The 26,870-nt window shown below is 59.5% G+C and carries 25 protein-coding genes; 12 read left to right on the plus strand and 13 right to left on the minus strand.

Annotation, left to right across the window (positions count from 1 at the left end; translation table 11 throughout):
* Window positions 1-2: 2 nt before the first annotated feature.
* The 4 genes from J2Z75_RS03120 to J2Z75_RS03135 form a co-directional block, all read right to left on the minus strand.
* Window positions 3-749, minus strand: a complete 747-nt coding sequence (locus tag J2Z75_RS03120) for a hypothetical protein (protein ID WP_209847601.1) — start codon at window positions 747-749, stop codon at window positions 3-5.
* A 143-nt stretch (window positions 750-892) separates the two neighbouring features.
* On the minus strand, window positions 893-1,429 hold the full coding sequence (locus J2Z75_RS03125) for a hypothetical protein (RefSeq protein WP_209847604.1): 537 nt from the start codon (window positions 1,427-1,429) through the stop codon (window positions 893-895).
* A gap of 160 nt (window positions 1,430-1,589) precedes the next feature.
* Window positions 1,590-1,838, minus strand: coding sequence for a hypothetical protein (locus J2Z75_RS03130; RefSeq protein WP_209847608.1), 249 nt, complete (start codon window positions 1,836-1,838; stop codon window positions 1,590-1,592).
* A 355-nt stretch (window positions 1,839-2,193) separates the two neighbouring features.
* Window positions 2,194-3,189: a DUF3137 domain-containing protein gene (locus J2Z75_RS03135; protein ID WP_209847610.1), complete on the minus strand. Its 996-nt coding sequence runs from the start codon at window positions 3,187-3,189 to the stop codon at window positions 2,194-2,196.
* A 238-nt stretch (window positions 3,190-3,427) separates the two neighbouring features.
* On the opposite strand from J2Z75_RS03135, the gene uvrB reads away from it, so the two are divergent.
* The 3 genes from uvrB to J2Z75_RS03150 all read left to right on the plus strand — a co-directional run bounded on the left by uvrB (window position 3,428) and on the right by J2Z75_RS03150 (window position 7,871).
* On the plus strand, window positions 3,428-6,532 hold the full coding sequence (gene uvrB, locus J2Z75_RS03140; protein ID WP_209847613.1) for an excinuclease ABC subunit UvrB: 3,105 nt from the start codon (window positions 3,428-3,430) through the stop codon (window positions 6,530-6,532).
* Window positions 6,533-6,954: 422 nt separating this feature from the next.
* The gene (locus tag J2Z75_RS03145; protein WP_209847616.1) at window positions 6,955-7,419 is read left to right on the plus strand and encodes a DUF3828 domain-containing protein; all 465 of its coding nucleotides are present in this window, start codon (window positions 6,955-6,957) and stop codon (window positions 7,417-7,419) included.
* 152 nt (window positions 7,420-7,571) lie between these two features.
* Window positions 7,572-7,871, plus strand: a complete 300-nt coding sequence (locus tag J2Z75_RS03150) for an addiction module antidote protein (protein ID WP_209847619.1) — start codon at window positions 7,572-7,574, stop codon at window positions 7,869-7,871.
* A gap of 318 nt (window positions 7,872-8,189) precedes the next feature.
* Here J2Z75_RS03150 and J2Z75_RS03155 read toward each other — a convergent pair whose 3' ends face one another.
* Entirely contained in the window at window positions 8,190-10,721 is a 2,532-nt protein-coding gene (locus J2Z75_RS03155) for an ATP-binding protein (protein WP_209847622.1), read from the minus strand.
* A gap of 704 nt (window positions 10,722-11,425) precedes the next feature.
* Between J2Z75_RS03155 and J2Z75_RS03160 the strand changes: the two genes are divergently transcribed.
* Window positions 11,426-11,869 carry a hypothetical protein gene (locus J2Z75_RS03160; protein ID WP_209847625.1) on the plus strand — a complete coding sequence of 148 codons (444 nt, stop codon included), beginning with the start codon at window positions 11,426-11,428 and terminating at the stop codon, window positions 11,867-11,869.
* 22 nt (window positions 11,870-11,891) lie between these two features.
* On the opposite strand, the gene J2Z75_RS03165 is transcribed toward J2Z75_RS03160, so the two are convergent.
* A complete protein-coding gene (locus J2Z75_RS03165; protein WP_209847628.1) occupies window positions 11,892-12,476 on the minus strand; it encodes a J domain-containing protein in 585 nt (194 codons plus the stop codon).
* A 532-nt stretch (window positions 12,477-13,008) separates the two neighbouring features.
* Here J2Z75_RS03165 and J2Z75_RS03170 point away from each other — a divergent pair.
* Window positions 13,009-13,221, plus strand: a complete 213-nt coding sequence (locus J2Z75_RS03170) for a cold-shock protein (RefSeq protein ID WP_018324555.1) — start codon at window positions 13,009-13,011, stop codon at window positions 13,219-13,221.
* Window positions 13,222-13,363: 142 nt separating this feature from the next.
* On the opposite strand, the gene dusA is transcribed toward J2Z75_RS03170, so the two are convergent.
* Complete coding sequence (dusA, locus tag J2Z75_RS03175) at window positions 13,364-14,461, minus strand: tRNA dihydrouridine(20/20a) synthase DusA (protein ID WP_209847631.1); 1,098 nt, start codon at window positions 14,459-14,461, stop codon at window positions 13,364-13,366.
* 330 nt (window positions 14,462-14,791) lie between these two features.
* Here dusA and J2Z75_RS03180 point away from each other — a divergent pair, with 330 nt between their 5' ends.
* Entirely contained in the window at window positions 14,792-15,217 is a 426-nt protein-coding gene (locus J2Z75_RS03180; RefSeq protein WP_209847634.1) for a hypothetical protein, read from the plus strand.
* A gap of 96 nt (window positions 15,218-15,313) precedes the next feature.
* Here J2Z75_RS03180 and J2Z75_RS03185 read toward each other — a convergent pair whose 3' ends face one another.
* Together J2Z75_RS03185 and J2Z75_RS03190 are read right to left on the minus strand one after the other, a co-directional pair.
* Entirely contained in the window at window positions 15,314-15,556 is a 243-nt protein-coding gene (locus J2Z75_RS03185) for a DUF982 domain-containing protein (RefSeq protein WP_209847637.1), read from the minus strand.
* A gap of 252 nt (window positions 15,557-15,808) precedes the next feature.
* Window positions 15,809-16,057 carry a hypothetical protein gene (locus J2Z75_RS03190; RefSeq protein ID WP_209847639.1) on the minus strand — a complete coding sequence of 83 codons (249 nt, stop codon included), beginning with the start codon at window positions 16,055-16,057 and terminating at the stop codon, window positions 15,809-15,811.
* A 289-nt stretch (window positions 16,058-16,346) separates the two neighbouring features.
* Here J2Z75_RS03190 and J2Z75_RS03195 point away from each other — a divergent pair, with 289 nt between their 5' ends.
* The 3 genes from J2Z75_RS03195 to J2Z75_RS03205 all read left to right on the plus strand — a co-directional run bounded on the left by J2Z75_RS03195 (window position 16,347) and on the right by J2Z75_RS03205 (window position 17,850).
* Window positions 16,347-16,550, plus strand: a complete 204-nt coding sequence (locus J2Z75_RS03195) for a hypothetical protein (protein WP_209847642.1) — start codon at window positions 16,347-16,349, stop codon at window positions 16,548-16,550.
* 67 nt (window positions 16,551-16,617) lie between these two features.
* Window positions 16,618-17,301 (plus strand): fumarylacetoacetate hydrolase family protein, encoded by a 684-nt coding sequence (locus J2Z75_RS03200; RefSeq protein ID WP_209847646.1) that lies wholly within the window; start codon window positions 16,618-16,620, stop codon window positions 17,299-17,301.
* Window positions 17,302-17,319: 18 nt separating this feature from the next.
* On the plus strand, window positions 17,320-17,850 hold the full coding sequence (locus tag J2Z75_RS03205) for a gamma carbonic anhydrase family protein (RefSeq protein WP_209847649.1): 531 nt from the start codon (window positions 17,320-17,322) through the stop codon (window positions 17,848-17,850).
* A gap of 6 nt (window positions 17,851-17,856) precedes the next feature.
* Here the strand turns inward: J2Z75_RS03205 and J2Z75_RS03210 are convergent, their stop codons facing one another.
* From J2Z75_RS03210 to J2Z75_RS03225, 4 genes are all read right to left on the minus strand, one after another.
* Window positions 17,857-20,154 (minus strand): heavy metal translocating P-type ATPase, encoded by a 2,298-nt coding sequence (locus tag J2Z75_RS03210; RefSeq protein ID WP_209848759.1) that lies wholly within the window; start codon window positions 20,152-20,154, stop codon window positions 17,857-17,859.
* A 170-nt stretch (window positions 20,155-20,324) separates the two neighbouring features.
* Window positions 20,325-20,729: a Fur family transcriptional regulator gene (locus tag J2Z75_RS03215; protein ID WP_209847652.1), complete on the minus strand. Its 405-nt coding sequence runs from the start codon at window positions 20,727-20,729 to the stop codon at window positions 20,325-20,327.
* Complete coding sequence (gene znuB, locus J2Z75_RS03220; RefSeq protein ID WP_209847656.1) at window positions 20,729-21,562, minus strand: zinc ABC transporter permease subunit ZnuB; 834 nt, start codon at window positions 21,560-21,562, stop codon at window positions 20,729-20,731. Before znuB ends, J2Z75_RS03215 begins: the two co-directional genes overlap by 1 nt.
* Window positions 21,555-22,490 (minus strand): ATP-binding cassette domain-containing protein, encoded by a 936-nt coding sequence (locus tag J2Z75_RS03225; RefSeq protein WP_209847659.1) that lies wholly within the window; start codon window positions 22,488-22,490, stop codon window positions 21,555-21,557. The genes znuB and J2Z75_RS03225 overlap by 8 nt, the downstream gene beginning before the upstream one ends.
* A gap of 105 nt (window positions 22,491-22,595) precedes the next feature.
* Between J2Z75_RS03225 and J2Z75_RS03230 the strand changes: the two genes are divergently transcribed.
* From J2Z75_RS03230 to J2Z75_RS03240, 3 genes are all read left to right on the plus strand, one after another.
* Window positions 22,596-23,552 carry a zinc ABC transporter substrate-binding protein gene (locus J2Z75_RS03230; RefSeq protein ID WP_209847662.1) on the plus strand — a complete coding sequence of 319 codons (957 nt, stop codon included), beginning with the start codon at window positions 22,596-22,598 and terminating at the stop codon, window positions 23,550-23,552.
* Window positions 23,553-23,646: 94 nt separating this feature from the next.
* On the plus strand, window positions 23,647-24,852 hold the full coding sequence (zigA, locus tag J2Z75_RS03235; protein ID WP_209847665.1) for a zinc metallochaperone GTPase ZigA: 1,206 nt from the start codon (window positions 23,647-23,649) through the stop codon (window positions 24,850-24,852).
* A gap of 96 nt (window positions 24,853-24,948) precedes the next feature.
* Window positions 24,949-26,868 carry an O-linked N-acetylglucosamine transferase, SPINDLY family protein gene (locus J2Z75_RS03240; RefSeq protein ID WP_209847668.1) on the plus strand — a complete coding sequence of 640 codons (1,920 nt, stop codon included), beginning with the start codon at window positions 24,949-24,951 and terminating at the stop codon, window positions 26,866-26,868.
* Window positions 26,869-26,870: the final 2 nt, after the last annotated feature.

The following is a 26,870-nucleotide window of genomic DNA, read 5'->3' on the forward strand; positions in this document are numbered from 1 at the left end:
ATTCACTCTGAGGCGCGTTCTGGTGCTCGAAGTCCGGGCCGCGGCATATGTGTCTCTGACTCAAAATCTCCGGGGAGCCAAAAAGCTTCAGAAGCTAAATTCGACGAAAAATATTCGTCAGGGTGAAACCTGCACTCCGACAGTAATTTACTGAAGTGGACATCGCCCTCCATGTCTTTCAGCACTTTCCATGCCTCCTCAGACCTTCGGTCACGCTCGTTACCGATATATTGAAGGGCAGTTTCTAAGAGATCGGCCAGCGCTTCTACAGCAATTTTCGTATAATTCTTCCGAACAACAACGTCCTTTGGTACCTCGAAAGCGCCCTCACGCCTTATCACAACTGCTCGGTCATCAAGCCACTCCGCAGCGTAAAGCCCTAAAGGCTTATTGTAATGGGCCAGCGCCGTGCTCCTTAGGTCGGCGATTGCCATATGCATCACTTTCTGCTCTTTGCTGTATGCCTTTCCGACGACATCAATTGTTCGCCGATTGTTGGTACGTGAAACCAAACCGCGACAATAGCTTATGACAGCGTGCATCATCAGGGACTGACTGAATTCTTGCCTAGAAAAGTCGTCGCCCTGTATCTCAACCAGAGACATTAGCGATTGAAATGCTACTTTCAGGTCCTGCAAAATTGAGCAGGCGCTCGAAAATTCTTCTATGATGCGAGCTTGCCGGGAATAGCGTTGATCTTTTGAAAGTTTTCGAGCCAGTTCGTTCAAATCAAACGCTTCGGTAGACATGCCATCCCGCCTATTTGTACTGACGTCCAACAAGCCAAAGAAGCAAATGGCCGATTGAGAGTCGAGTCCCAAATACTCGACCCCGCGCGCCCTCATCAACGCTGTTAATCTCGCGTCTTGGGCATCCGGCCGGCAAGACGTTGCTACGCCAAGCCCAGTAACATTCTGTAGAAGTCGACATAGGGAGCGCCACCAGCTAACGTCGTGCATCGACGCAGTGTTTGTTGTTGAAAGTGCGATCCCGATTGATCTTCCAAAATACACGCACTAAGGTACTTCGCTGCGTTGGCGAGCGCTGCAAGCAAACAGGCGCCATCCTGCGCGCATTTCCAGATCGCGTTGGCAACATCAGCCCTGTCTTTGACCTCAATCTCTCCCGACAGAGTGTCTAGAAACAGGTAATCCGTCTCGACTTTACCGATCATCCAACCACAGGCTACTTCTTCGGGCACTTCGCAGAGGCGCACCATGCCCAATTCTACGTTGCTTGCGTCATATTGCGCGAAAAGGTCGCGAAGCACAGTATCGGGAAGTCTTGAGTTCACTTGCCCCAGCCTCTCGCGCATCTCGAAACCTGCAATAATATCCATGGCTTCCTTCTGACTGAGTCCGATCTTGAAAAGTGCGTCCAAATTGGGTGTTGCCTGTTCTAGGGCCGTTTTGAATGCTAATGCGTCCATGTGTTGTCCTACGCTGTTGGCCGTGAGTTTTATGGAGTTGAGCAGATCCCAGATCGGGATTACCGCACCGACGTCAGTGCCGAATGGGCAGCGTATAGGATGAGCGGCGATAGCCACACGAACTACGGCAGGTTCGTAGCGGTACACCGCGCCCCACCATCTATCGAGTCTGCCGCCTGAATATGTCGTAAGATAACCCCGCCAAAAAACCGATTGCTCCGAATATCAGCGGCACGCCCAAAAGCGCCCCTATGTTCATGCCGATCATCTCAGATGTGGCGGCATCCCAATCGTAGTAGGTCACATCGCCAACACAAAAAAAGCATGTCGATACAGTCCAGATGCCGCCCAACGTTAACCCGATCAGCCCCCACTTATTCCTGCTTTTCAAAATCGTTTCCAACTTCATCCGCATTTATTCTACGACCCAGGAGCAAGTTGCCTCACGAGTCGGCAATAAATTTCCCACCGCGCCCACCAATCCTACGATCTTCGTTTGATCGTCCAAGAATAGCCCTCGACGATCAGGAGCGCGCCAAAGCCAAATGTCGCCGCATTCCTAGGAATGTACCAGCCGAAAGCGACAGTGATCGCGACCGCTGCACACCAAACAGGTATTGCAAGCACCCATCGTTTTCTGAACCCGATGTGCAGATTGGCAGCCCAAAATATAAGCGTGTAAGCGAAATAAGCGACCGTTTCCATCGTCGGAAGATGATCGTTTCCGGAGGTGTGTTCAAGTCCTGGCTGCCACCACCCCTAGATCAAACGGTACCCGTATCCCCCGTCTCCGTCGGCGCCTGGGCGGGCTGCTGCGCGATCCTGCTGACAAGGCGCGCCGTGACCAGCAGCGTCACCAGATCGCGGATCATCGGAAAGACGTGCCAGTCGACATTGATGTCATGGGCGATGTCAGGCAGTTCGAAGAAATTCTTCTTGGTTGGCACCAGCAGAAAACATTCATGGCCGGACAAGGCGATGCGCACGACGTCGTCGCGCCAGACGCTCGAGAGATAGTCGAGCGCCTTCACCAGCGGCCCCTCGATCAGCGGCCGTGCGGCCGCCGTATTGTCGGTGCGGAACTCATGCGTCGCGTCGATCTCCGCGTCACCGCTGTCGATGATGCGCAGGTTTCCCGTCCCGAACAGTTCCTGGGCGAATTTCTGCATTCCGGTCGGCCGCTTGGTCGCGGCAAGGATGCCGGGAAACGGCTGCTCAAGATAGAAGTGAAAAATCACGCCGTCGAACAGCACGGTTTTGTTCTTGCCACCCGTCGAAAGTTCCGTCTCGGAGAGCATGAAGCGCAGACTGTCATGATGACCTGAAATCGCGTCATCATGCTCCGCCAGCCCGTATTTCAACAGCGCCTGCTTCGGGAACTTCTCCATGAAGCGCGGAACGAGACCTTTGCTGTAGCGCATATCGTCGATGAAACCGAAGATCAGCGGCAGCATGCGGTCGCGCAGATTCTGCTGAAAATCCCTCACCGGCTTCATGCAGAAATTGAAAAGCCCCCACCCGATCCCGAACAGCACGGCGATCACCACCCCCAGCCCCTCTCCCATGCCGATCCTGCTGACCAGCTGGACGAAAACCACGATGGCGACGACGGCATAGATCCCCATCACTACCGTGACCCGCCGCTGCATCGCCAGCTCAAGCGCCGGCCGCGCCGCGTTATACTCGCCGATCGCCTGCCGCACGGTCTCCAGCGCCGCCGCATCCGGCATGACAGTCGCTTCATCGAATGCCGTGGCCATATATTATTCCTCAAAAATCGTCGGAACTCTCTTCCGTTGCGGTAGACATCTGAATGACGAGTGATCCTCGTTGTATATTCGCACATTTTCACGGAGGCAGAAACGCCGTGCTGGGTTGATGGGAGCAAGCGACAGGCCCTGCCGCCCATGTCAAAAACTGGCAGCAGCCTGCCGGCCGTTGCCTTTTTGTACTCACGGCCCCCTTCACATTCCGCCGGACTCTCTCCATATTCGCCGCATGTCGAAAGCTCCGAAAAAATCCCCCCGCCCCGACCTTGGCGGCTTCGAGGAAGCCCCGCAGGCCTCCTTCGAAGGCGCACCCCTGTCATCGAACGTCGCCGACTGGGCCAACGAGCTGCAGCGCATGGCCGAGGCCGAGACGATCGAGACCCGCCACGACGTCGCGTCGAAGGCCGGGAAACACCGCAAGAAGGTCGAGATCGCGGCGCAAAAGGCCAAAAACGATAAAGCCAACGAGGGTGTGGGAGCGAGCAGAAGCGCCCGCGGCACGTCGATGGGCGGCACCTCCGACCCGAAGGCCCGTGCAGCCGCCGGATTGAACCCCGTTGCCGGCATGGACACGGCGCTGGAGGACGCGCTTGCCCCCTCCGCCGTCACCGCCACCGTCGAGGCCCTGTCGGCCCTGATCGAGAGCGGCAACCCGCTGTTCAAGGACGGCAAGCTGTGGACGCCGCACCGGCCCGCCCGGCCGGAAAAATCCGAAGGCGGCATCGCCATCCGCATGGTCTCCGATTTCGAGCCCGCCGGCGACCAGCCGACCGCCATCAAGGACCTCGTCGAGGGCCTGTCGAACCATGACCGCACCCAGGTCCTGCTCGGCGTCACCGGCTCCGGCAAGACCTTCACCATGGCCAAGGTGATCGAGGCGACGCAACGCCCCGCCGTCATCCTGGCGCCGAACAAGACGCTGGCCGCCCAGCTCTATTCCGAGTTCAAGAACTTCTTCCCCGACAACGCCGTCGAATATTTCGTCTCCTACTACGACTATTACCAGCCGGAAGCCTATGTGCCGCGCTCGGATACCTTCATCGAGAAGGAATCCTCGATCAACGAGCAGATCGACCGCATGCGCCACTCGGCCACCCGCTCGCTGATCGAGCGCGACGACGTCATCATCGTCGCCTCGGTCTCCTGCATCTACGGTATCGGTTCGGTCGAGACCTACACCGCCATGACCTTCCAGATGACGGTCGGCGACCGGCTCGACCAGCGCCAGCTCTTGGCCGATCTCGTCGCCCAGCAATACAAGCGCCGCGACATGGATTTCCAGCGCGGTTCGTTCCGGGTGCGCGGCGACACCATCGAGATCTTCCCCGCCCACCTTGAGGATGCCGCCTGGCGCATTTCGATGTTCGGCGACGAGATCGACGCCATCACCGAGTTCGATCCGCTCACCGGCCAGAAGACCGACGACCTGAAATCGGTGAAGATCTACGCCAATTCCCACTATGTGACGCCGCGCCCGACGCTTAACCAGGCGATCAAGTCGATCAAGGAGGAGCTGAAGCTGCGCCTTGCCGAGCTGGAAAAGGGCGGCCGCCTGCTCGAGGCCCAGCGGCTGGAGCAGCGCACCCGCTACGATATCGAGATGCTGGAGGCGACCGGCTCCTGCGCCGGCATCGAGAACTATTCGCGCTACCTCACCGGCCGCCAGCCCGGCGAGCCGCCGCCGACCCTGTTCGAATACATCCCCGACAACGCCCTTTTGTTCATCGACGAAAGCCATGTCTCCGTCAGCCAGATCGGCGGCATGTACCGGGGCGACTTCCGCCGCAAGGCGACGCTGGCCGAATACGGCTTCCGCCTGCCGTCCTGCATGGACAACCGGCCGCTGCGCTTCGAGGAATGGGACGCCATGCGCCCCGACACCATCGCCGTCTCGGCCACCCCGGCCGCCTGGGAGATGGAACAGGCCGGCGGCGTCTTCGCCGAACAGGTTATTCGCCCGACAGGCCTGATCGATCCGCCGGTGGAAGTCCGCTCGGCCAAGACCCAGGTCGACGACGTCTTGGGCGAAATCCGCGAGACCGCGCTGGCCGGCTACCGCACGCTGGTCACCGTGCTGACCAAGCGCATGGCCGAGGACCTCACCGAATATCTGCACGAGCAGGGGGTTCGCGTCCGGTATATGCACTCGGATATCGACACGCTGGAGCGCATCGAGATCATCCGCGACCTGCGTCTCGGCGCCTTCGACGTGCTCGTCGGCATCAACCTGTTGCGCGAAGGCCTCGACATCCCCGAATGCGGCTTCGTCGCCATCCTCGATGCCGACAAGGAAGGTTTCCTGCGCTCGGAAACGTCCCTCGTCCAGACCATCGGCCGTGCGGCGCGTAACGTCGACGGCAAGGTCATCCTCTATGCCGACCAGATCACCGGCTCGATGAAGCGCGCCATGGAGGAAACCTCCCGCCGCCGCGAAAAGCAGGTGGCCTATAACGAGGCCCACGGCATCACCCCGGAATCGGTCAAGGCCCGCATTTCCGACATCCTCGATTCGGTCTACGAGAAGGACCATGTCCGCGCCGATATCGGCATCCGGGGCGTCAAGGGCGGCCTCACCGACATGGTCGGCAACAACCTCGCCGCCCATCTCGAGGCGCTCGAAAAACAGATGCGCAACGCCGCCGCCGACCTCGACTTCGAAACCGCCGCTCGGCTCCGCGACGAAATCAAACGCCTCAAGGCCGCCGAACTGGCTGTCATGGATGATCCGATGGCGCGGCAAGAGGCGAGGAGCGCCGAAGGCGCGACCGGGAATGCAAGAAGCCAGGCGAGGGCGATGGAGGGCGGTGGAAAGAAGAGCGGCAAGGCAAGCCGCGAGTCGATCTCCCCCCCTGTGGGGGAGATGTCCGACAGGACAGAGGGGGGTAAGTCCACCTCAAACTCCGAGCCCGCCGCCATACCCCCCTCTGACCCTTCGGGCCATCTCCCCCACAAGGGGGGAGATCAACCCGGCGCTTCCCTCTTCGCCAAACCCGACCTCGACAATATGGGCCCGGGCACCGACATGACCCGCCCCGCCCGCCCGGAAACCAACCTCTTCCGCAAGAACACCCTCGACGAAATGACCGTCGGCCGCACCGAAAAGCCGCTCAACACCAGCGGCAAGCTGCCGGAAAAGCCGCATATCCAAAAGCCGATCTCCCCCCTTGTGGGGGAGATGTCGCCGAAGGCGACAGAGGGGGGTAAGCCCGCCGCAAACTCGAGTGACCCCAAACCCTTCATCCGCGCCAAATCCGGCGCCGGCTCCTACGAGGATGCCGGCGACGCCAAGCGCCAGAAGCGAACCAAGGGCAAGACGGGCCGGCCGGGCCAATAACATCTCAACGGAACACCCTCCCCTTGAGGGGGAGGGTCGGCGCCCGGCGCCGGGGTGGGGTGACCGCCACAACCACGGACCCGATCTCCCCCCTTGTGGGGGAGATGTCGGCAAAGCCGACAGAGGGGGGCACCTCAAACTCCGAACCCGTCACTTCGGCCATTTCCCCACAAGGGGGCAGGACGATCGCCTCCGAATTTCGGCTTGCTCCCTCTTCTCCCCGGCGGGGAGAAGGTGGCGCGCAGCGCCGGATGAGGGGGCGGCCGGCTCCGAAATCGCGGAAAGTCCCCCTCATCGCCTCGCATCCGCTCGGCACGTCTCCCCGCCGGGGAGAAGAAGCAGATCATCCCCAAAAATGCACCATCGCCAGACCGCCCGCGATCCGTTAGTCCTCGCTAACCTCGCCGCAAAGGACCGTGCCCATGCGCCTGCCCGCCCTCGCCCTCCTGCTGTCCGCCCTCGCCGCGCTCCCGGCCGCCGCCGAAACCTTCAGGACGCCAGAATCCCTGCTGCAGGCCCTCTACCGCTACGACACCGCCGAGACCGACGCGGACGCCCCCTCGCTCTATTCCCCCTTCTTCTCCGACCAGCTGAACGCCCGCTTCCAGGCCGATCTCGACACCACCGCCGAAGGCGACGCCGGCACCATCGATTTCGACCCGGTCATCTCAGGCAATGACGGGCAAGCCACCGGCGTCGCGGTCGGCCAGCCGATCGTCATCGACGACACGGCCGAGGTGGAAGTGACGTTCAAGAATTCCGAGCCGGTGACGCTGTATTACACGCTGGTCCGGGAACACGGCGGCTGGAAGGTCGACGATATCGCCAACCAGCAGGGGGAGTATCCGTGGAGCCTGAGTGCGTTGTTTGATGGGGCGGGACGGTAAGACAAAGAAGCGGCAGAAGGCCAACTCCGGCTCCGTCGTCCTCGTCCCCGGGCTTGCCTCGGGGGACTGCCCGCGTCATTCTCCCCCTCCGTCATCCTCGGGCCTGACCCGAGGATCCACCACCGGGAGCCACCAAGCCAAGAGTGAATGAGATGGCGGAAAAACTGACACAGTTCGATCCGGCCGAGGGCCTGACCTCCGACGCGGCGATCGCGGCGTTCATGGCGGAAGCCTTCGCCTCCGAGGATGCCGGCTATATCGCCCATGCGCTGGGCGTCGTTGCCCGCGCCAAGGGCATGACCCAGATCGCCACGCAGACCGGGCTTTCGCGCGAGCAGCTCTACCGCTCGTTCAGCGAAAACGGCAACCCCACCCTGAAGACGACGATCGCGGTGATGAAAGCGCTGGGCATCGAACTGACGGCAAGGCCGCACCGGCCGGATGCCGCGTGAGCATTCCATACGGCAGACAGGCGTCGTTGCGGGGTTCACAGCCGAACGCGAAGTCCAGTTCCGCCAACATCAATCCGTAAACGCTGATCAGGGAACACGGCGGCTGGAAGGTCGACGACATCGCCAACCAGCAGGGGGAATATCCGTGGAGCTTGAGTGCGTTGTTTGAGGGGACGCGGTAGCTCTTCGTCCGTTCCAATATCCGTTATCCGCTGCTATGAGAATGCCTACAGCTCGATACGGCAAAAGCCAAAACAACGACAGCGTCACGCGCGAGCAGATAACTCGAGCCGCCGGGATGGAAACTTTGTTGGCCTTCTACAAAGTCGATAATCTCTTTAAAAAATTGTCGAAAACTGAAATAACCTCATTTTTGCAGCTTACATTTTCCCATATTTCACCAATAGAAATTATCTTAATTAAATGCGATAGCCGCCCCCTAAGCCTACTCCGCATGGCTTTAGGAAGAAGTTCAGTTCGAAAAATAGGTATATACATGCTTGTAGCCGCCGAAAAAGGATCCATGTATATTTTTCCCTTGGACGCAACCGATATCATGCCATTTATAATTTCTTCCAAATTTGCAGATGATGAACAAATATAAAAATAATACAAGGCCGTATTCTTATAATAATTTTCATACCTTAAGGCCTGAACACTATTCGATTTAATAGCCTTAAAATAAACTTCTGCATGTATATCTAGAGATTTTTTTAAATCAATTAGAGCACCGTCCATATCCATATGCCTATTATCTTTAGCTTTTAGATAAAAATACCCTGCCTTTCTCGCAAGAAAACTCAATTTTTCTTCAGAAGTGTAATTTCTACCGCTCTCCACGAAATTCGCAATACCCAAACAGTACCGCGCAATTTCTCCGCTCTGCTCTTCACACATATACCACCGTTTTACGTGGTCGAATGGTGGTTCATACTTCATCGAAAATGCAAAATTGAAATCGTCTCGTACAAAATTCAATTTTGGTGGAGATATCAAAGTCCCGATATACCCCCTAAAGGCACGAAAACGCGGATCTTCGGTAATTTTTGGGGACAAATCTTTTGCGTTTAATTCAGACCATGCTTTTTCGAGATGAGCGCTGTCGCCAAGGCGATGAGATGCGCGTGCAAGATTTTCACATTTTTGCATCAAGCGAGATAACTCGGGAATTTCCGGAAAAAATGACCTTTTAAATGAATTAACCCTCGCTTCAACCGAAGCATATCTATCCAAAAGCTTAGATTTCTCCAGCACAAAAGCACGCGTGAGCTCACCAAGTCTAAAAAAAGTCTCTTGACCAATTTCGTTTCTGTCCAGAAACATTTCACGAGTGTCGTTAATTGAGTCAACTATGCGACTGTCCTCATATCTTAATATAGTCCTTAAATCCTCGAAATTTAATGGCTTGCCCGCTAAAGCGAGAGCGCAAAGCAGCTGGCGTGAATAATCGCCAGTTAGCGCGTCCCACTCTCGTTCAAACACATACGATCGCGCATCACCGCCGACATGCTCCTCAAAGAGCGAAACCGCTTGCTCATAGTTTCCAGAATTCCTTCTCAATGCCAAAATTGTTTCAATAACAAGCGGACGCCTCTCGGTAACTTGCGCCAGCTTTCCGTCACGAAACTCAATCTGCGGCTTCTCAACCTTGAATTGATCACAACAAACTTCCACAAATTTAGGATATTCAACTCCCGAAGATAAACCAGGTATCTCAATTGAATTATCTAGCGACTGAGTGGGAGCATTTCTTTGTGTATAAAGCACTTTCGATGTTTTTTTCGCCCTCACGAGGACTTTGTAAATGGCATCGAAACCGGCATCTTCACCAGAGGTTGTTAAAGTATCGATATCATCAATCACGACAAAACACGAAAAATTATCAAAAAACACTTGCAGCTCCCTGGATAAATCAAGCAGCGTCATGCTTTCGGCCTTATTAATATCCGTCCACGAACCTAACGTTAAAATTGATACTATTAGCGACTTCGCGTCATTAAAGTCGGCACCAACGAACAATTCTGATTTTGATTCTGACGTATTTAGAAACTTCTTTTTTGCAGACACAAATATAACCTGGTCAAAAAATTCACCAGAAGATATATCTATATTTGCTCCATATATGGATATCAGCTTTGCTATCTCGTAAGCTATAGTTGTTTTTCCGGATCCACCTCTTCCGTATAAAAAATTCCGTGGCTCATGTATATCTTGAATCCAAGAGAAAACTTTTTGTACTGCATCGAGGCGACCTACAAATTGCTTAATTTGTGCTGGATTTGGAGGTAGGGCAAACTCAATCTTCTCGCGGCCCTGCACATGTCTCGCAGCACCACAGAAAAGTATCGGCAAATGACGTGAATCTGCAGCTATCGTTTCATATGAAGACCTGATCCAATATTTTTCCATTCCGTTTTTCTCACAAAATTTCCGCGAGAATCCGGAAGGATTTGCAACCGATGAGTTCTGAAAAACGATTAATATATCAAGATATCCTTCACCGACCTTTATGTTCCGGTGTGCCAAGCGTGGCATGTTTATGGTTATATTCGCGAGAGAAGTGCAAAATTTGTCGAAATTTACTCTAACGGATCTAGAAACAACCGTGCGAGTGGCGTCGTCTACACCAAATACAATCAAACCACCGGATGTATTGGCAAAAGAGATTACGAGCTTGCAAAGATGCACGAAATAATCATCTGAATACGAAAAAGGCCACTCACGTTTAAAATCCCAATTCTCTCCCTCGGAAAAGAGGAAATTTCCGTCGTCTTGTATGAAAGCAGATAAAAACCAATCATTGTTTTCAGGAAATTTGGCTTCAGACAAAAACGCTCGTATGGCTTCCATTGAAAAGTCCGATTCGCTTGAGAAGTCCAGATATTATAACAGTATAATTAGAACACCTCTTAGTTGAAATACGCAAATAAAAATTTCTTTTGCTATCAATGAGCTGGTCACACGTGATCAATTCAAGGGCTAGAGGCGCGGCGCGCAAGAGGAAAAAATTAGATGAGGGTGCGATCTCGTAACTCTAACTTCCAACTGTATAATATTACTCAAAATCAACACCTTAGCCGCAATCCCAGCGTCCAATTTCGCCACTGAGCGCCTCCCCACCCCACCCCGTTCATCCCCGCCCCCAAAACCCATGCCATACTCCTGATCGTTCCGCCGAGGATACACTGCCAGCCGTGGCAGCGAGGCGGGGCCGGCGCCGGGTGTGGGGAAAGGACGGAAGTCCTCACATCGGGGGTTCGCGGAAAATGGTTTCCCTCCGCAGGCTGACGCGGCTGCGGATGTGCCTGTGCGGCACACAGGACCGGCTTGAAGCCCGGTCGCAGAGAAACCGGAGTCGCGGGCAAAAACCGCCGAACGGGGCGCTGGCGAGAGCCATTTTCCCACTACCCAAAAAGGCTCTTGCGAGCGCCCCGTCCGATCCCTGCCCATGCGGGCAGGACGGACATCACCCAAGCCAGACCGCGGGCCGAAAGGCCGCGCGAAGGCGGGCGCGTGCCCGCCGCCCAGCACAGCCGCCAAGCACAGGAGAGATCATGCCGAACCCCGCCCCGAAACGGACCCCGGCCGAGCAGCGCCGGGACGAGACCCTGCAACGCAACACACTCGAAATCATCGGCATTCCCCTCGGTTGCCCCTATCGCGCCTGCCGGCGCCATCGGCGCTGCGGCTTCGTCACCGGCGCCGATCGCACCCCCGCCTGCCTGGCACATCTTTCGCCGGAGGCCCGGGCCTTGCACGACAGGCTGCTCGCCGCCGCCCGCACGCGGTTCGAGAATCTTCACGACCTCGTCAGCGCCCATGTCCGCGCCACCGTCGCGCGCGATCTGGAGGGCGTTGCCGTGTCCGAGATCGTCCGCCTCGCCCAGCCGCGCGGCCACTGGCTGCATGCGTCGCTGCCCTTCTGGCGCGACTTTGCGCACTCGGCGCAGGCGCTCAAGCGCGGCGACGGAAAAGACGGCGGCAATGGCAATGGATAGGCGGCGCGTGTCGGCCGGAGCCCTACTCCGCCGCCTTCACCTCTTCCAGCAGCTCCAGCTCGTAGGAATAGCCTTCCAGCATCGTGTACGCCTGCTCAATCGCCTCGATCTGCGCCTCGGCATTGCGGATGGCGTCGGCGATCGATTGCGAGCGGGTGCGCAGCATCGAGCCGAGCACGTCGGCGGCGGGGCGGCGGCCGAGCCGGTCGATATGCTGGCGGACGCGGGCGCGGTGGCGCTCCAGCTCGAGGATATGGAAGCGGCTCTTGACGATGTCGTCGGACAGCTTTCGGCGCATGGCGGCAACCGGATCGAAGCTGCCGGGCTCGCGCTCGTCGAGGATGAAGTCGTTGACCAGCGTTTCCAGCCGCAAGATACCCTGCAGGTCGCGCGGGTCGGCCAGCTGCGGGTCGTAGCCGGTATTGTCGTAGACCTTGCGGCGCACCGGGTCCTTCAGCAGGTCGTAGCAGGCCTGCAGCCGGCCGAAGGCCTCGGTATCGCCGCCCGAGTCGGGATGGGCGGACTTGACCACCTTGCGATAGGCCGCCTTGACCGCCTGCTCGTCGGCATCGCGGGCAATGCCCAGCGTTTCATAGGGGTCGATCACAGCGCCACCTCTCAAGTCCCCGCATTCGTCTCGTTCGCCCCTGACCTAACCCGTCGCCCGGCCCGCTTCAACCCCGCTTCGACCCCGAAGCAGCAGCCGGCCGGCGGCCCCTTCTTCGGTCATCGTCGGGACCAAATTGGGGCGAGATCGGGACGGCGGGCGGTTTTCCCCGGCCGGTGCCGTTCGGGCAGCAGATACGGGCGGGCAAAAACCCGCCATATGGGCGGATGTGCCGGCGTGGTGCAGGCGGGCGCCGGTACCGACATGCGGTTGAGTGCAAAGGATTAAACGCTTGCTATTTTCTTTTTTTGCTGCAAATATTTCGGCGTTCGGGCGTTTGCATCCCGGAGACTGGACTGGCTGTATGGTCCCGGAAAAATCCGGGCGTGCCTGAAAAGGCACTGTAGACGTTCTTTCCCCGTTATCGACTTCTCCGACTGGCTTTCCGCAATAAAGACAAAACCGGAAAGAAAAACGTCTCCACCCTGGCAGGGGTGAGGACATATCATTAAGGGAAAAAAGGACTTCTCCCATGGCCACCAAGGGCACCGTAAAATTCTTCAACCAGGACAAGGGTTTTGGTTTCATCACGCCGGAAGGCGGCGCCAAGGACGTGTTCGTGCACATCTCCGCGCTGCAGGCCGCCGGTCTCCAGACCCTGAAGGACGGCCAGCAGGTCACCTTCGACACCGAGCCGGATCGCATGGGCAAGGGCCCGAAGGCCGTCAACATCCAGGCTGCATAAGCTTCGATCTGATCGCCTTGCGATAACTGAATTGAACGGCGTCCCCCGGGGCGCCGTTTTTTTGTGCCCGCGATTATCCCCGCCGCGAAAATCCGTGCAATGATGACCGAACTGATCTGCAGAACCGGCAAGCCGTTGGTTTTTATTCCGCCGCCTGTTTTGTTTCAGCGGCAGTGAACACGGCATCGAATGCCGCCGCGATCACCTCCGGCCCGGCCCCGGCCCGTGTCGCATCGGCCGACAGGATCTGCCGGAACCGCCGCGCCCCCGGCCAGCCCTGGAACAGGCCGACCATATGCCGGGTGACATGGATCAGCCGCCCGCCCGAAGCGATATGCCCGGCCGCATAGGCCATCATCGCCTCGCGCACCCCGGCCCAGAAGTCCGGTGACTGCCGGTGGCCGTTGGCGGTGAAGCCCTCACCGGTGAAATCGGCGGGTGCTGCGCCCGTCAGCGGATGCGAAAAATATCCGTCCACGGCCGTCAGCATGGCGCTATCATGATAGGCAGCGCGGCCGAGCATGACGCCATCCAGCGCCGCTTTTTGATTCAGTTCCTCGACGGCCTGATTCAAACTGCCAAGACCGCCGTTGATGCCGATGAAAAGATGAGGATTTTCCGATTTGAGACGATGAACCAGACCATAATCCAGCGGCGGAATATCGCGGTTCTCCTTCGGCGACAGCCCCTGCAGCCAGGCTTTTCGCGCATGCACCCAGATCGCGTCGGTTCCCGCTTCGGCAACCCGCGAAACCAGGTCCCGCAACGCCACCTCCGGCTCCTGGTCGTCGACGCCGATCCGGCATTTCACCGTCACCGGGATCGACACCGCCGCCTTCATCGCCGCCACGCAGTCGGCCACCACCTCCGGCTCGCGCATCAGGCAGGCGCCGAACGTGCCCGACTGCACCCGGTCCGACGGACAGCCGACATTCATGTTGATCTCGGCATAGCCGAACTGCTCGCCGATCCCAGCCGCTTCCGCCATCTTGTCCGGATCATTGCCGCCCAGCTGCAACGCCACCGGCTGCTCGACCGCATCGAACCCCAGCAACCGCTGCCGGTCGCCGCGCAAGATCGCCTCGGAGACGATCATCTCGGTATAGAGCAGCGCATGTTTCGACAGCTGCCGGGCAAGGAAACGGTAGTGCCTGTCCGTCCAGTCGATCATCGGCGCAACGGCGAATATTCCCGGCCGGTCCGCCGCCGAAGGCCCGTAGAAACTGGCGTTTGTCGTCATGCTCTCATATCCCGCTATCGCGCATTCGCCACGTCGAAGTGTAAACGAATATCCGGCCGGCGACAGGGCGACAGTCAAAGCCGGTTGATTTTTTGTCCGAACCAGGCGCCATTATCATGACGAAAACCGGGACTATATCGCTCGCCGATGCCACAAGTCGCTACACGTTGGGGAGCATGAAGGCAAGAGCGGCACGGCCGAACGGCAGGCAATGCGGCGGCCGGGAACGTGATGCCCCCTATCCTTTGGTGTTGATGCTTGGTTATGGTGCGCTTATTGCTCACCCGGAGCGGCACGGTCCCGCAACGTGTCATGAGGAACCCGATTGAAATGAAAACAGTTGCCGACCTTATTCTCGATCTTCAGCATGCCACCGGTTACGACAGGAAGCTTGATGTCTCGATCGCCCTCGTGATGGGATACAAGCGCCAGGTCACCACGGCAAAGGGCAAAGGCGGGGAAAAGGAGCGAAAGGTGATCTGGTTGTATACGTCCGGGGAGGAAAGCAGGATCCCCTTCTTTACCGCCAAAATCGACGCGGCCAAACTTCTTGCCCAAACGCTGTTGCCAGGCTGCATTGGCGGCCTCACCTGGAGCCCCCGCAACGCCACTGCAAAAATTAACGATGGGCCAACATTCGCAGCCGCCACGCCATCCCTCGCGCTTTGCGTCGCGGCCCTGAGCGCAAAGCATTTCCAGCCCGATGAAAAGCTATACGACGATTACGACGATGATGCCGATCTGACCGAGGTTTGATCCGGCGTCTTCGGACAATCGATACACCACCGCCGGCCCATACCAGGCCATCAACAAACTGCAGCGATTTTTGCTCCTACGCCTCGACGCGCGGCTCTAATGCGCCTGAAGCTGTGCCTCTTTCGCCGCCGAGATGAAGACCTCCCTTGCCTCCTCCGGCGATTTGCGGCCGTCGAGCGCTGCGCGGCACAAACTTCTTGCGGCAACGTAGCGCGGGCCGCGCAGATCCGGCCAGGTATCCATCAGGCAGATGAGGGCATCGAACGGCCCCTGCACCACCTGAGAACCCTTGTGCCCGAACCCCACCTCCACGGGATTGGACCATTTGGTATTTGGCATGAGCGTCTCCTCCGAATGTCTTGCCAGACCACAACGGGAGAATAGCTGATTTGGTTCCTGAAGGGCAGTGTGCAAAATGAAAAAAGCCTGCCGCGGGAGGAGGTGCGGCAGGCTTCTGAAAATGACCCACGGTCGGGAGGAGGTGACCGCTGATCGGTCGCAGCTTTTCGGGAGGAGGTGAATCACTGCGATAAATATGACTTTAATGCTGCATTGCATCAAAATCAAACTAAATCTGACGCAACGCAATAATTATCGATAACGTCTTCGTGTTGTCTCGGTGCCTGACGCGCTGCCGACAATATATCCTGCAAGGAAGGCCGCCGCGCCGAAAATCAGCAATGCGGTGCTGGTGGCGGAGGGGTGATCCTGCGCGCTGCGCGCCACGGCGCCGGCCTCGTCCTTGACATAGTCAGCCGCCTGCTTCGCTCGTGCCGCCACGCCGCTCGTCTCGTCCAGTTCGCCTGTGAAACCGGTTCGCAGATTTTTGATATTGGCCATCGCGCGCTCCTTTTCTGTCAGTGGCGAAAACACCTGAAGCGCGGGATTGTTCCATGGTGAACAGAGAGGATGCCCGATGCCTGGGCGCATGCTCGCCAATATGGCCCCCCCGACGTGATTCGGCGCCTTTCACGTATCATAGAGATACGATTCCAAGCATCCGCGGAAAAATGACTGTTGCGATTTCTTCATGTGTGGCATGCTAATAGATGAGGTGCCTCATAAAAACCAATTTCGGAGTAGCAACTGCAGTCCAGAATCAAAAAACAAAGAGACGGGAGAGAACATCATGGTAGAGGAAAATCTGTATCGCATCGTCGAAGTCAGCCTGAAACGCGGCACCGATCGCCGTGATGTCGGCATCATGACCGTCCGCCAGGCACTTGAGCTTCCCGATGTTCCGAGCCTGGAATATACGCATCCGGAGTTGAACTCCCGGGCCGGCAGCCGGTTCCTGACGCGCGATCAGCTTGAGGCCTACGTCTGCAGCTGAAGCGTCTTTCCCCGCCCCGCAAAGGGGTGCTATCGTCCGGCATTCATAACCGAATGTCTGGATATCGATGACAGCTGCAATCCCCCTTCCCGCGCCTGTGCTGTTGCAGGTAGCAAATTCCGATCAGGTCTTTCCCGTTCGTCGCGTCTACTGTGTGGGGCGCAACTATGCCGCCCATGCCATCGAAATGGGCCATGATCCCACTCGCGAACCACCCTTCTTCTTCCAGAAAAACCCCGATAACCTTCGGCAAGCGGCCGAGTTTCCCTATCCGCCGCTCTCGGCAGACGTGCACCATGAGGTCGAACTGGTGGTCGCGCTGAAACAGGGCGGCGATACGATCGATGCCGGGGATGCGCTTGACTGCGTCTATGGCTATGCCGTCGGTATCGACTTCACCCGCCGCGACCTGCAGGCCGAGGCCAAGGCCGCCGGCAAGCCCTGGGCCGCGGCAAAGGCCTTCGAACATTCGGCGCCGGTCTCTGGGATCGTCCCGGCGCAGGCGATCGGCCACCCCGAGAACGGCAATATCTGGCTGAAGATCAACGGCGAGACGAAACAGCAGGGCGACCTCAACCAGATGATCTGGAAAGTACCCGAAATCATCGCCGAACTGTCAAAGCTGTTCACGCTGGCTGCCGGCGACGTGATCTTGACCGGCACGCCATCGGGTGTCGGCCCGGTGTCGCGTGGCGACGTGGTATCCTGCGGTATCGATGGCGTCGAAACACTGACTTTCACAGTCGTCTAAGAGAAGAAAGAGCCGATCATGCCGCTATATGCTCTTGGCCCGACACGGCCCGCTGTCCCGCCCGAGGGCAGCTACTGGGTGGCGCCGGACGCGCATGTCATCGGCAAGGTCGAACTGGGCGAGGATGTCGGCATCTGGTTCGGAGCGGTGCTGCGCGGCGACAACGAGCCGATCCGGGTCGGTGCCCGCACCAATATCCAGGAAGGCGTCGTCATCCACGTCGACCCCGGCTTTCCGGTGACGATCGGAGAAGGCTGCACCATCGGCCACCGCGCCATCGTGCATGGCTGCACCATCGGCGACAATTCATTGATCGGCATGGGCGCGACAGTGCTGAACGGCGCTGTGATCGGCAGCAACTGCCTGGTCGGCGCCAATGCGCTGGTAACGGAAGGCAAGGTCTTTCCCGACAACTCGCTGATCGTCGGCGCTCCGGCAAAAGCCATCCGGTTGCTGGACGAGACGGCCGTCGCCGGGCTGAAAAAGTCGGCGGACGGCTATGTCAGCAAATGGCAACTGTTTGCAACCAGCCTTTCCGCCCTCGAATAGGCGGCATCAGAGCTTCAATTTCCGCAACCGCAGCGCATTGGCAACGACGGACACCGACGACAGGCTCATCGCTGCTGCGGCCAGCATCGGCGACAGCAGCGAGCCGGTGAGCGGATAGAGCAATCCGGCGGCGACGGGCACGCCGATCGCATTGTAGCCGAAGGCGAAGAACAGGTTCTGGCGGATGTTCGACAAGGTGGCCTTCGACAGGGTCCGCGCCCGCACGATGCCGGACAGGTCGCCCTTCAAGAGCGTGATGCCGGCACTCTCCAGCGCCACGTCGGCGCCGGTGCCCATGGCGATACCGACATCGGCCGCAGCCAGTGCCGGCGCGTCGTTGATACCGTCGCCCGCCATGGCGACCACGCGACCCTCGACCTTCAGCCGCTCGACCAGTGCCTTCTTGGCCTCCGGCAGCTGATCGGCCACGACCTCGTCGATACCGAGCGCCTTGGCCACGGCTTGAGCCGTGACCGCATTGTCGCCGGTTGCCATGATGACACGGATGCCATCGGCATGCAGCGCGCGGATCGCCTCGGCGGCATTGAGCTTGATTTCATCGGCAAGTGCCAGCAGACCGGCAGGCTGACCGTTGACGGCGATGTACAGCGCCGTGCGGCCGTTCTGGCGCAGGCTCTCCGCATGACCGGCAAAGCTGGTTATGTCGATCGCCGCATCCGCCATCATGGCGGCATTGCCGGCCATCACCGTCTCCCCGTCGACCTTGCCCGACACGCCCTTGCCGTTGATCGCTTCGAAATCGGTGACGGCGGTGAGCAGGACATCCCGTGCCGCGGCGCCGGCAACGATGGCTTCGGCCAGCGGATGTTCCGACGCTCGTTCAAGGGACGCCGCCAGCATCAGCATCCGGTTTTCAGGAAAGGCCGGATGCACCAGCACGTCCGTCAGGCGCGGCTGCCCCTCGGTCAGCGTTCCCGTCTTGTCGACGATCAGCGTATCGACGGCAGCGAGACGCTCAAGGGCCGCGGCTTCGCGGACCAATACGCCGGACTGCGCGCCCCTGCCTGTCGCCGTCATGATCGAGATCGGCGTCGCCAGCCCCAGCGCGCAGGGGCAGGCAATGATGAGCACGGAGACTGCCGCCGCCAGCCCATAGACGAAGGAGGGTTGTGGGCCAAGGAACAGCCAGCCCAGGAAGGCCAGCACGGCGATGATGACGACCGCCGGTACGAACCAGCCGGAGACACGATCAGCCAGCTTCTGGATCGGCGCCCGCGAGCGCTGGGCCGAGGCGACCATCTCGACGATCTGCGAGAGGACGGTGTCGCTGCCGACCTTCTGTGCCCGCACGACAAGCGTGCCGTTGCGGTTGACCGTGCCGCCGGTAACCTCGGCGCCCTCGGTTTTCTCCACCGGCAACGGCTCGCCGGTGATCAGGCTTTCGTCAACGCTGGAGCGGCCTTCGGTAACGATGCCATCGACGGGCACGGCTTCGCCGGGGCGCACACGCACATGGTCGCCGGTAAGAATGTTCTCGAGCGGTGCATCCTGCTCCGTCCCGTCCGGCTGGATCCGCCGGGCGATCTTCGGTGCGAGGTTCATCAGGGCACGGATCGCATCGCCGGTGCGCTCACGGGCGCGAAGCTCGAGGATCTGGCCGACGAAGACCAGCGCGACGATGACGGTAGCGGCTTCGAAATAGACGGCTACATCGCCGTGGTGGCCGCCGAACTCCATGGGAAAGAGGCTTGGGAAGAGCATGGCAACGACGCTGTAGAGATAGGCGGCCCCGACGCCGAGCATGATCAACGTCCACATATTGTAGTGGCCGGTGCGCACCGAAACCCAGCCGCGCTCGAAGAAGGGCCTTGCCGCCCACAGCACCACCGGCGTTGCCAGGATCAGTTCGAGATAAGCCGTGAGCCTGCCGCCGATCCAGTCACGGATCGGGAGGCCGAGCATCGGCCCCATGGACAGGATGACCAGCGGCACGGCGCAGGCAAGGCTTACCCAGAAGCGCCGGGTGAAATCGATCAGTTCGTGGCTGGAGCCTTCGACCGGAGCACCCATGGGCTCCAGGGCCATGCCGCAGATCGGGCATGTGCCCGGCACGTCGCGGACAATTTCCGGATCCATCGGGCAGGTGTAGAGCGTCGCCTTCTTCGCCACCTTCGGCTTGTTCTTCGAATGACCGGACAGGAAGAACCACGGATCGGCGCCAAAGCGGCCGTGGCAGCGCTGGCTGCAGAAATGATAGGTGGTGCCCTGATAATCGAGGCTCGGCTTTCCGGCATCAAGCTTGACCGTCATGCCGCAGACCGGGTCGATCGCTGTGCCGGGCATGTCCTGTTCGTCACGATGAGCGTGGCCGTGCGCATGGGCTGAAAACAGGAAATCGGATATCGAGTCGCGATTGTTCACGGTTGGGCCTTGGCGGGTTGGGATGTCTCGACATCCGCTTGGGCAATGGGACGTTGACTGCCCCTCGCCGCGCTTATTCGGAGGTGCAGTGCTTATTCAGCGGTGCAGTTCTGGCAGTGACCGCGAATCTCGATCGTCGTTTTCTCGGTCTTGAAATGCTGATTGCCGGCAAGCACCGACAGACGCTCCTCCATGCCCGCATCGTGCATCTCGGTAACCTGGCCGCAATCCTCGCAGATGGCAAAGGCCGTGACGCCATGATCATGGTGGTGGTGGTGATCGGGATGGGCGCAGGCAACGAAGGAGTTCATGCTTTCGAGTCGGTGGATAAGGCCGAATTCCAAAAGCTTGTCCAGCGCCCGGTACACCTGCAGCGGCGCTCGAAAACCATGATCGCGCAGTTTGTCGAGGATGGTGTAGGCGCTGAGCGGCCCCTCCGCATGTTCCAGCGCGTCAAGCACCAGAGACTGGTTTTTGGTGAGTTTCTGTATCGCCATCAGTGATGTCCCCCATGCGTCGAGTGAATGGCCGTCTCGGTTTGTGTTTTCCGCCCGAACGGCAAAAGACTGAGCACGAAAAGCCCCATTGCCGCAACCACGATCGACGGGCCGGACGGCGTGTCGAAATGCAGCGATCCGAACAACCCGCCGGTGACGGCAAGAGCGCCGATCACGGAAGCCAGCATGGCCATGATTTCCGGCGAGGTTGCGAAACGCCTCGCGGTGGCGGCAGGGATGATCAGAAGCGAAGTAATGAGCAGGATGCCGACGATCTTCATGGCAATCGCAATCACCAGCGCCATCAACAGCATGAAATACAGCCGCGTCCGCTCCGGCTGAAGGCCTTCGGCCTCGGCCAGTTCCGCATTGACGGTGGAGGCAAGCAGCGGCCGCCAGAGATAGACGATCGCAGCAAGCACAAGGATGCCGCCACCCCAGACGAGATCGATATCGGCCTCGGAAACGGCGAGAATATCGCCGAACAGGAAGCCGACAAGATCGATGCGAACCCAGGTCATGAAGGCGACCATGACAAGGCCGATCGAAAGGGCGGAATGCGAGAGAATCCCGAGCAGCGCATCGGTCGACAGCGCGCCGCGCTTCTGCAGGAGCAGAAGGAGCAGCGACACGGCAGCGGCGACGATGAAGACGCTGAGCATCAGGTTGAGATTAAACAGCAGCGACAGCGCCACGCCGAGCAGCGCCGAATGGGCCATGGTATCGCCGAAATAGGCCATGCGCCGCCAGATGACAAAGCAGCCGAGCGGGCCGACCGTGATGGCAAGACCGATGCCGGCAATGAGCGCGCGGGTAAAGAAATCGTCAAACACGGCCGCGCTCCTTGTTGTCGAACCCTTGCAGGCGGCTTTTGTGGCCGCAGCCGCAATCTGGGCCATGGACGTGACCGGCATGGTCATGGTCATGGGCATGGTCGTCGTGCGCATGGTCGCCATGATGATGGCCGTCGTCGGGATGGCAATATTGAGTGATGCTGCCATCGGCATGGCGGACGCGGCCGTCGGGCAGATGGGTGTGGTCGTGATCGTGGCTGTAGACGGCCAGCGTCTGGGCGGCGCGGCTGCCGAACAATTTCAGATATTCCGGGCTCTGGCTGACCATTTGTGGCGTGCCGCGGCAGCAGACATGGCCGTTCAGGCAGATCACGGTATCGGTCTCGGCCATCACCACATGCAGGTCGTGCGAGATCAAGAGGATGCCGCAGCCGGTCCGGTTGCGGATGGACTTGATCAGGTCGTAAAGAGCGATCTCGCCGGAGAAATCGACGCCCTGCACCGGTTCGTCGAGGACCAGAAGGTCCGGCTTGCGGGCGATGGCGCGGGCCAGCAGCGCCCGCTGGAATTCGCCGCCCGAAAGGTGCTGCACCTCGGCGCGGGCCAGATGGGCGATGCCGGTCGAATGCAGCGCTTCCTCGACCTCGCGTCCCTTGAGCGGACCGGTCAGCGTCATCAGCCGCTCGACGGTCAAGGGCAGCGTCCAGTCGATAGCCAGCTTCTGCGGCACGTAGCCGACCTTCAGCCCCGGCAGTTTCTCGACCCAGCCTTCATCCGGCTTGAGCACGCCGATCGCAGCCTTTGCCGTCGTCGATTTGCCCGAGCCGTTCGGGCCGATCAGCGTGACGATCTCGCCGCGGCTGATCGAGAACTCGACGCCGCGCACCAGCCAGCGGCCGTTGCGGCGCACACCGGTATTGTTCAGGGAAACGAGCGGTGCCTGGTCGGTCTTGCGGAAATTCAGCATCAAAAAAATCCGGGTGAGGTGTTGCCAGTGGCTATGCCACACGTTATAGCGTAACGCAATTGATGTAATAACATTACGTCAATTTGCAAGACATGGAGTCCCCGCATGCGCCTGAAAAAACCCCTCCTTTCCGCGTCCTCCCTGCTCCTTCTGGCAGCAGGCGCCGCCCATGCCGAAGTTCCCAACGTCGTCGTCTCGATCAAGCCGATCCATTCGCTGGTCGCCTCGATCATGCAGGGCATCGGCGAACCGGCCCTGATCGTCGAGGGCGCCGCCTCTCCCCATACCTACAGCATGAAACCCTCCAATGCCTCGGCGCTGGAAAAAGCCGATGTCGTCTTCTGGGTCGGCCATGGGCTGGAGGCATTTCTGGAGAAGCCGCTGGAAACGCTCGGCAGCGGTGCGAAAATCGTCGAACTGGACGACGCGCCGGGACTTGAAAAGCTGAAATTCCGCGAAGGCGGTGCCTTCGAGGCGCATGACGACGGCGACGAGCACGAAGCAGGCGCCCACGAAGAGGGTCATCACCATGACGAGGGCGAGTTCGACATGCACCTCTGGCTCGATCCGGACAATGCCAAGGCGATGGCAGCGGAGATCGAAAAGACGCTTGCGGAAGTCGATCCGGACAATGCGGCCGCCTACAAGGCCAATCTCGATGCGCTCGGCACGCGGCTCGATACGCTCGACAAGACGCTGACGGAGACCGTCGCGCCCATCAAGGACAAGCCCTTCGTCGTCTTTCACGACGCCTACCAGTATTTCGAGCATCGCTACCGCGTGAAGGTGGCCGGCTCGATCACCGTCAGCCCCGAGACGCTGCCCGGTGCTGCGCGTCTGAAGCAGATCCATCAGAAAATCGTCGAACTGGGCGCAACCTGCGTCTTTGCCGAGCCGCAGTTCGAGCCGAAGCTGGTCAATATCGTGCTCGAAGGCACGCCGGCGAAATCCGGTACGCTGGATCCGGAAGCAGCCACGCTCGATGCCGGCCCCGATCTCTATTTCCAGCTGATGGAAGGCATCGGCACATCGCTGAAGACCTGCCTGTCTTCCGGCAGCTGACCACGTTCCTCCCGAGCGACTGAGAGAGGCGGGCCAAAAGTCCGCCTTTTTCAGACCGTCGAATGTAATAGTATAACATAAAGGAATACAGGCAATGTCCGACAGACTTCCGGTCACCGTCCTCTCCGGCTTCCTTGGCGCCGGCAAGACCACGGTGCTCAACCACATCCTCAACAACCGCGACGGACTGCGGGTGGCCGTCATCGTCAACGACATGAGCGAGGTCAACATCGACGCGGCACTGGTGCGCGACGGCGGCGCCAACCTGTCACGAACCGAGGAGCAACTGGTCGAGATGACCAATGGCTGCATCTGCTGCACCCTGCGCGACGACCTGCTGAACGAGGTCCGCAAGCTGGCGGAACAGGACCGGTTCGACTACCTGCTGATCGAATCGACAGGGATCGCCGAGCCCCTCCCCGTCGCCACCACATTTGAATTCCGCGACGAGGACGGCAACAGCCTTTCGGACGTGGCCCGGCTCGATACGATGGTCACCGTGGTCGACGCCGCCAACCTTCTGGCCGACTATTCCTCCGCCGATTTCCTTGCCGACCGCGGCGACACCGCCGGCGAAGGCGATACCCGCACGCTTGTCGATCTGCTGGTCGAGCAGATCGAGTTCGCCGATGTCGTCGTTCTCAACAAGACCGGCAGCGCGACACCGGAACAGCGGGACGCGGCGCGAAAAATCATCGTCGGGCTCAATGCCGATGCGCGGCTGATCGAGACGGATTTCGGCAAAGTGGGGTTGCGCGACGTGCTTGGCACCGGGCTGTTCGATATGGCGAAGGCCGAGCAGCATCCGCTCTGGTACAAGGAACTGCACGGTTTCAGGGATCACATACCGGAAACGGAAGAATACGGTATCCGCTCCTTCGTCTACCGGGCGAAGAAGCCTTTCGATCCGGCCCGCTTCCACAGTTTCGTCCACCGGCCATGGCCGGGTGTCGTGCGGGCAAAGGGCTTTTTCTGGCTGGCGACGCGTCCCTATCATGTCGGCGAACTGAGCCAGGCGGGGCCGATGGTGCGCACATCAAAGATGGGGCTCTGGTGGTCGGCGGTTCCCAAAGCCCAATGGCCTGATGATCCCGGATTTCTGGCAATGATGGAGCCCTTCCTCGATCCCGTCTGGGGCGACCGGCGCCAGGAGATCGTCTTCATCGGCGCCGATCCGATGAACCAGGCTGCATTGGAGGCGGAGCTGGATGCATGTCTGATCGACAGTTCGGCCTTTTCGCCAAACCATTGGCGCAACCTGCCGGATCCGTTTCCAGACTGGAGCCAACGGGCTGCATGACGGTCCCCCGCCGGACAACGCCCTGCCTCGCGCAAGCGAAGCAGGGCACATTCCCGAAAGAATCGCTGAACGAAACAGCCGGGAGCAGGCATCAGTATGAGTGGACAAGGGATTGCCGCGGCGACGGCGGCATTCGAACAGAACCGGTATATCGACGCCCTGACGATCCTCAACGGAATGCTTGGCAAGAGCGAAGAAGCGGCCGCGGTCACGTTGCTTCTCGCCGAGACGCTGGAGAAGCTCGGGTTCACGGCGGAGGCCGCGGAAGCGTTTGAACAGGCAGCGCAGCATGCCGGCGCCGAGGCGCCGCTTGTTCTGCGGCGCGCTTGCGGGCTTTATTTCGCGATCGGCGACGATGACCATACCCAGCTTATCGGCATGAAACTTCTCAAATCGCTGCCTGCCGATCCGGAGCTGGCATACATCCTCGCCCGTTCTCTTCGCCGGACAGGCGACAACGCCCTTGTCGACCTCGTCAAGAACACGCTGGTGGAAAGCGACGATCCGGAGCACCTCAAGCTTGCCGGCGACATTTTCGCCGGTGACGATCGCAATCCGGCGAGCTTGACGCTGTTCCGCAAGATCGCAGCGCTCCATCCCGACGATCCCTATTCGCAACTCAAATACCTGGCCGTGGCACGCGATTTTTGCGACTACGCGGCAATCGAGCGGATCGAGCGCTGGCTCGGCGATGAAATCGCAGCCGGCAGGATGGCATCTCTCGCCGGCGACACCGGCTATTCGAACCTGCTACACTGTGGCGTCGAGCGGTACAACCGGCTGGCAACCAACAATCCGGGCGTTTCCGAGCCCCCCTCGCCGGCCGCAACCCGGCAAAGGCGGTCACGCCCCCACCTCTGGAGCGACAGGATCCGGGTCGGCTACCTCTCCAGCGACCTGTGGGACGACCACGCCACCATGCGGTTGTTTCAAAGCGTTCTGGAGGCACACGACAGGGAGCGGTTCGACGTGACGCTCTATTGCTACACGCCGGAACGATTTGTCGGCTTCGACGGCGGAAACCGCGGCAAATGGGGAAAGATTGTCCAGATTCATGCACTGAGCGACGCCGCGGCCGCAGATGTGATAAGGGCGCGCCAGACGGACATCCTCGTCGACCTCAAAGGCCATACGGCGGGATCGCGCTCGAAAATTCTCAACCACATGGTCGCGCCGCTCCAGGTCGCCTGGCTCGGATTCCCGGGCAGCACGGTCAATATCGAATGCGATTATATCATTGGCGATGCCATCGTCCTACCAAACAGTTCGAAGCCGCATTACCACGAGACGTTCTGCCGCCTGCCTGAAACCTACCAGCCAAACGACCCGGTCTACCGGGCCCGCCCGCCGGCTGCCAGCCGTGCAGATCTGGGGTTGCCTGATGATCGTTTCGTCCTGGCGGCGTTCAATGCCGCCCGCAAAATCTCGCTGCCGACGCTCGATTGCTGGGCGGCGATCCTGCGCGGTGCCAGCAATAGGGTTCTCTGGGTGATGATCGATGGAGACCTTGCCCGTGGCAACTTCCTGTCCGCCATGAAAAGCCGCGGCGTGGAAGCAGACCGCGTCATCTTTGCGCCCAAGACCAGCTACGACGCACATATCGCCCGTTTGCAGGCCGCCGATCTTGGCCTCGACACTTTCCCCTACAACGGCCACACGACGACATCCGACCAGCTCTGGGCCGGCTTGCCGGTACTGACGGTCAAGGGAAGCAATTTTGCGTCGCGCGTATCCGAAAGCCTGCTGACGGCGATCGGCCTTCCCGAACTTGTGGCATCCGATCCCGACGCCTTCGTCGCGCAAGCCGTCGCGCTGTCGAACGATCCGGCTCGGCTTGCAAGCCTGAAGCAGAGGATCGAGGCCAACCGTTACACGGCGCCGCTGTTCGACGCGGAACGTTTCTGCCGCCATCTGGAAACGGCCTACGCAATGATGGCCGACCGCGCCAGACAAAAGCTTGCGCCGGAGCATTTCGATGTGCCCGCGCAACCCGCGCGCACATCGCCGTTCAGGTGAGG

It is taken from the genome of Rhizobium herbae, assembly GCF_017873135.1.
Classification (GTDB): domain Bacteria; phylum Pseudomonadota; class Alphaproteobacteria; order Rhizobiales; family Rhizobiaceae; genus Pararhizobium; species Pararhizobium herbae.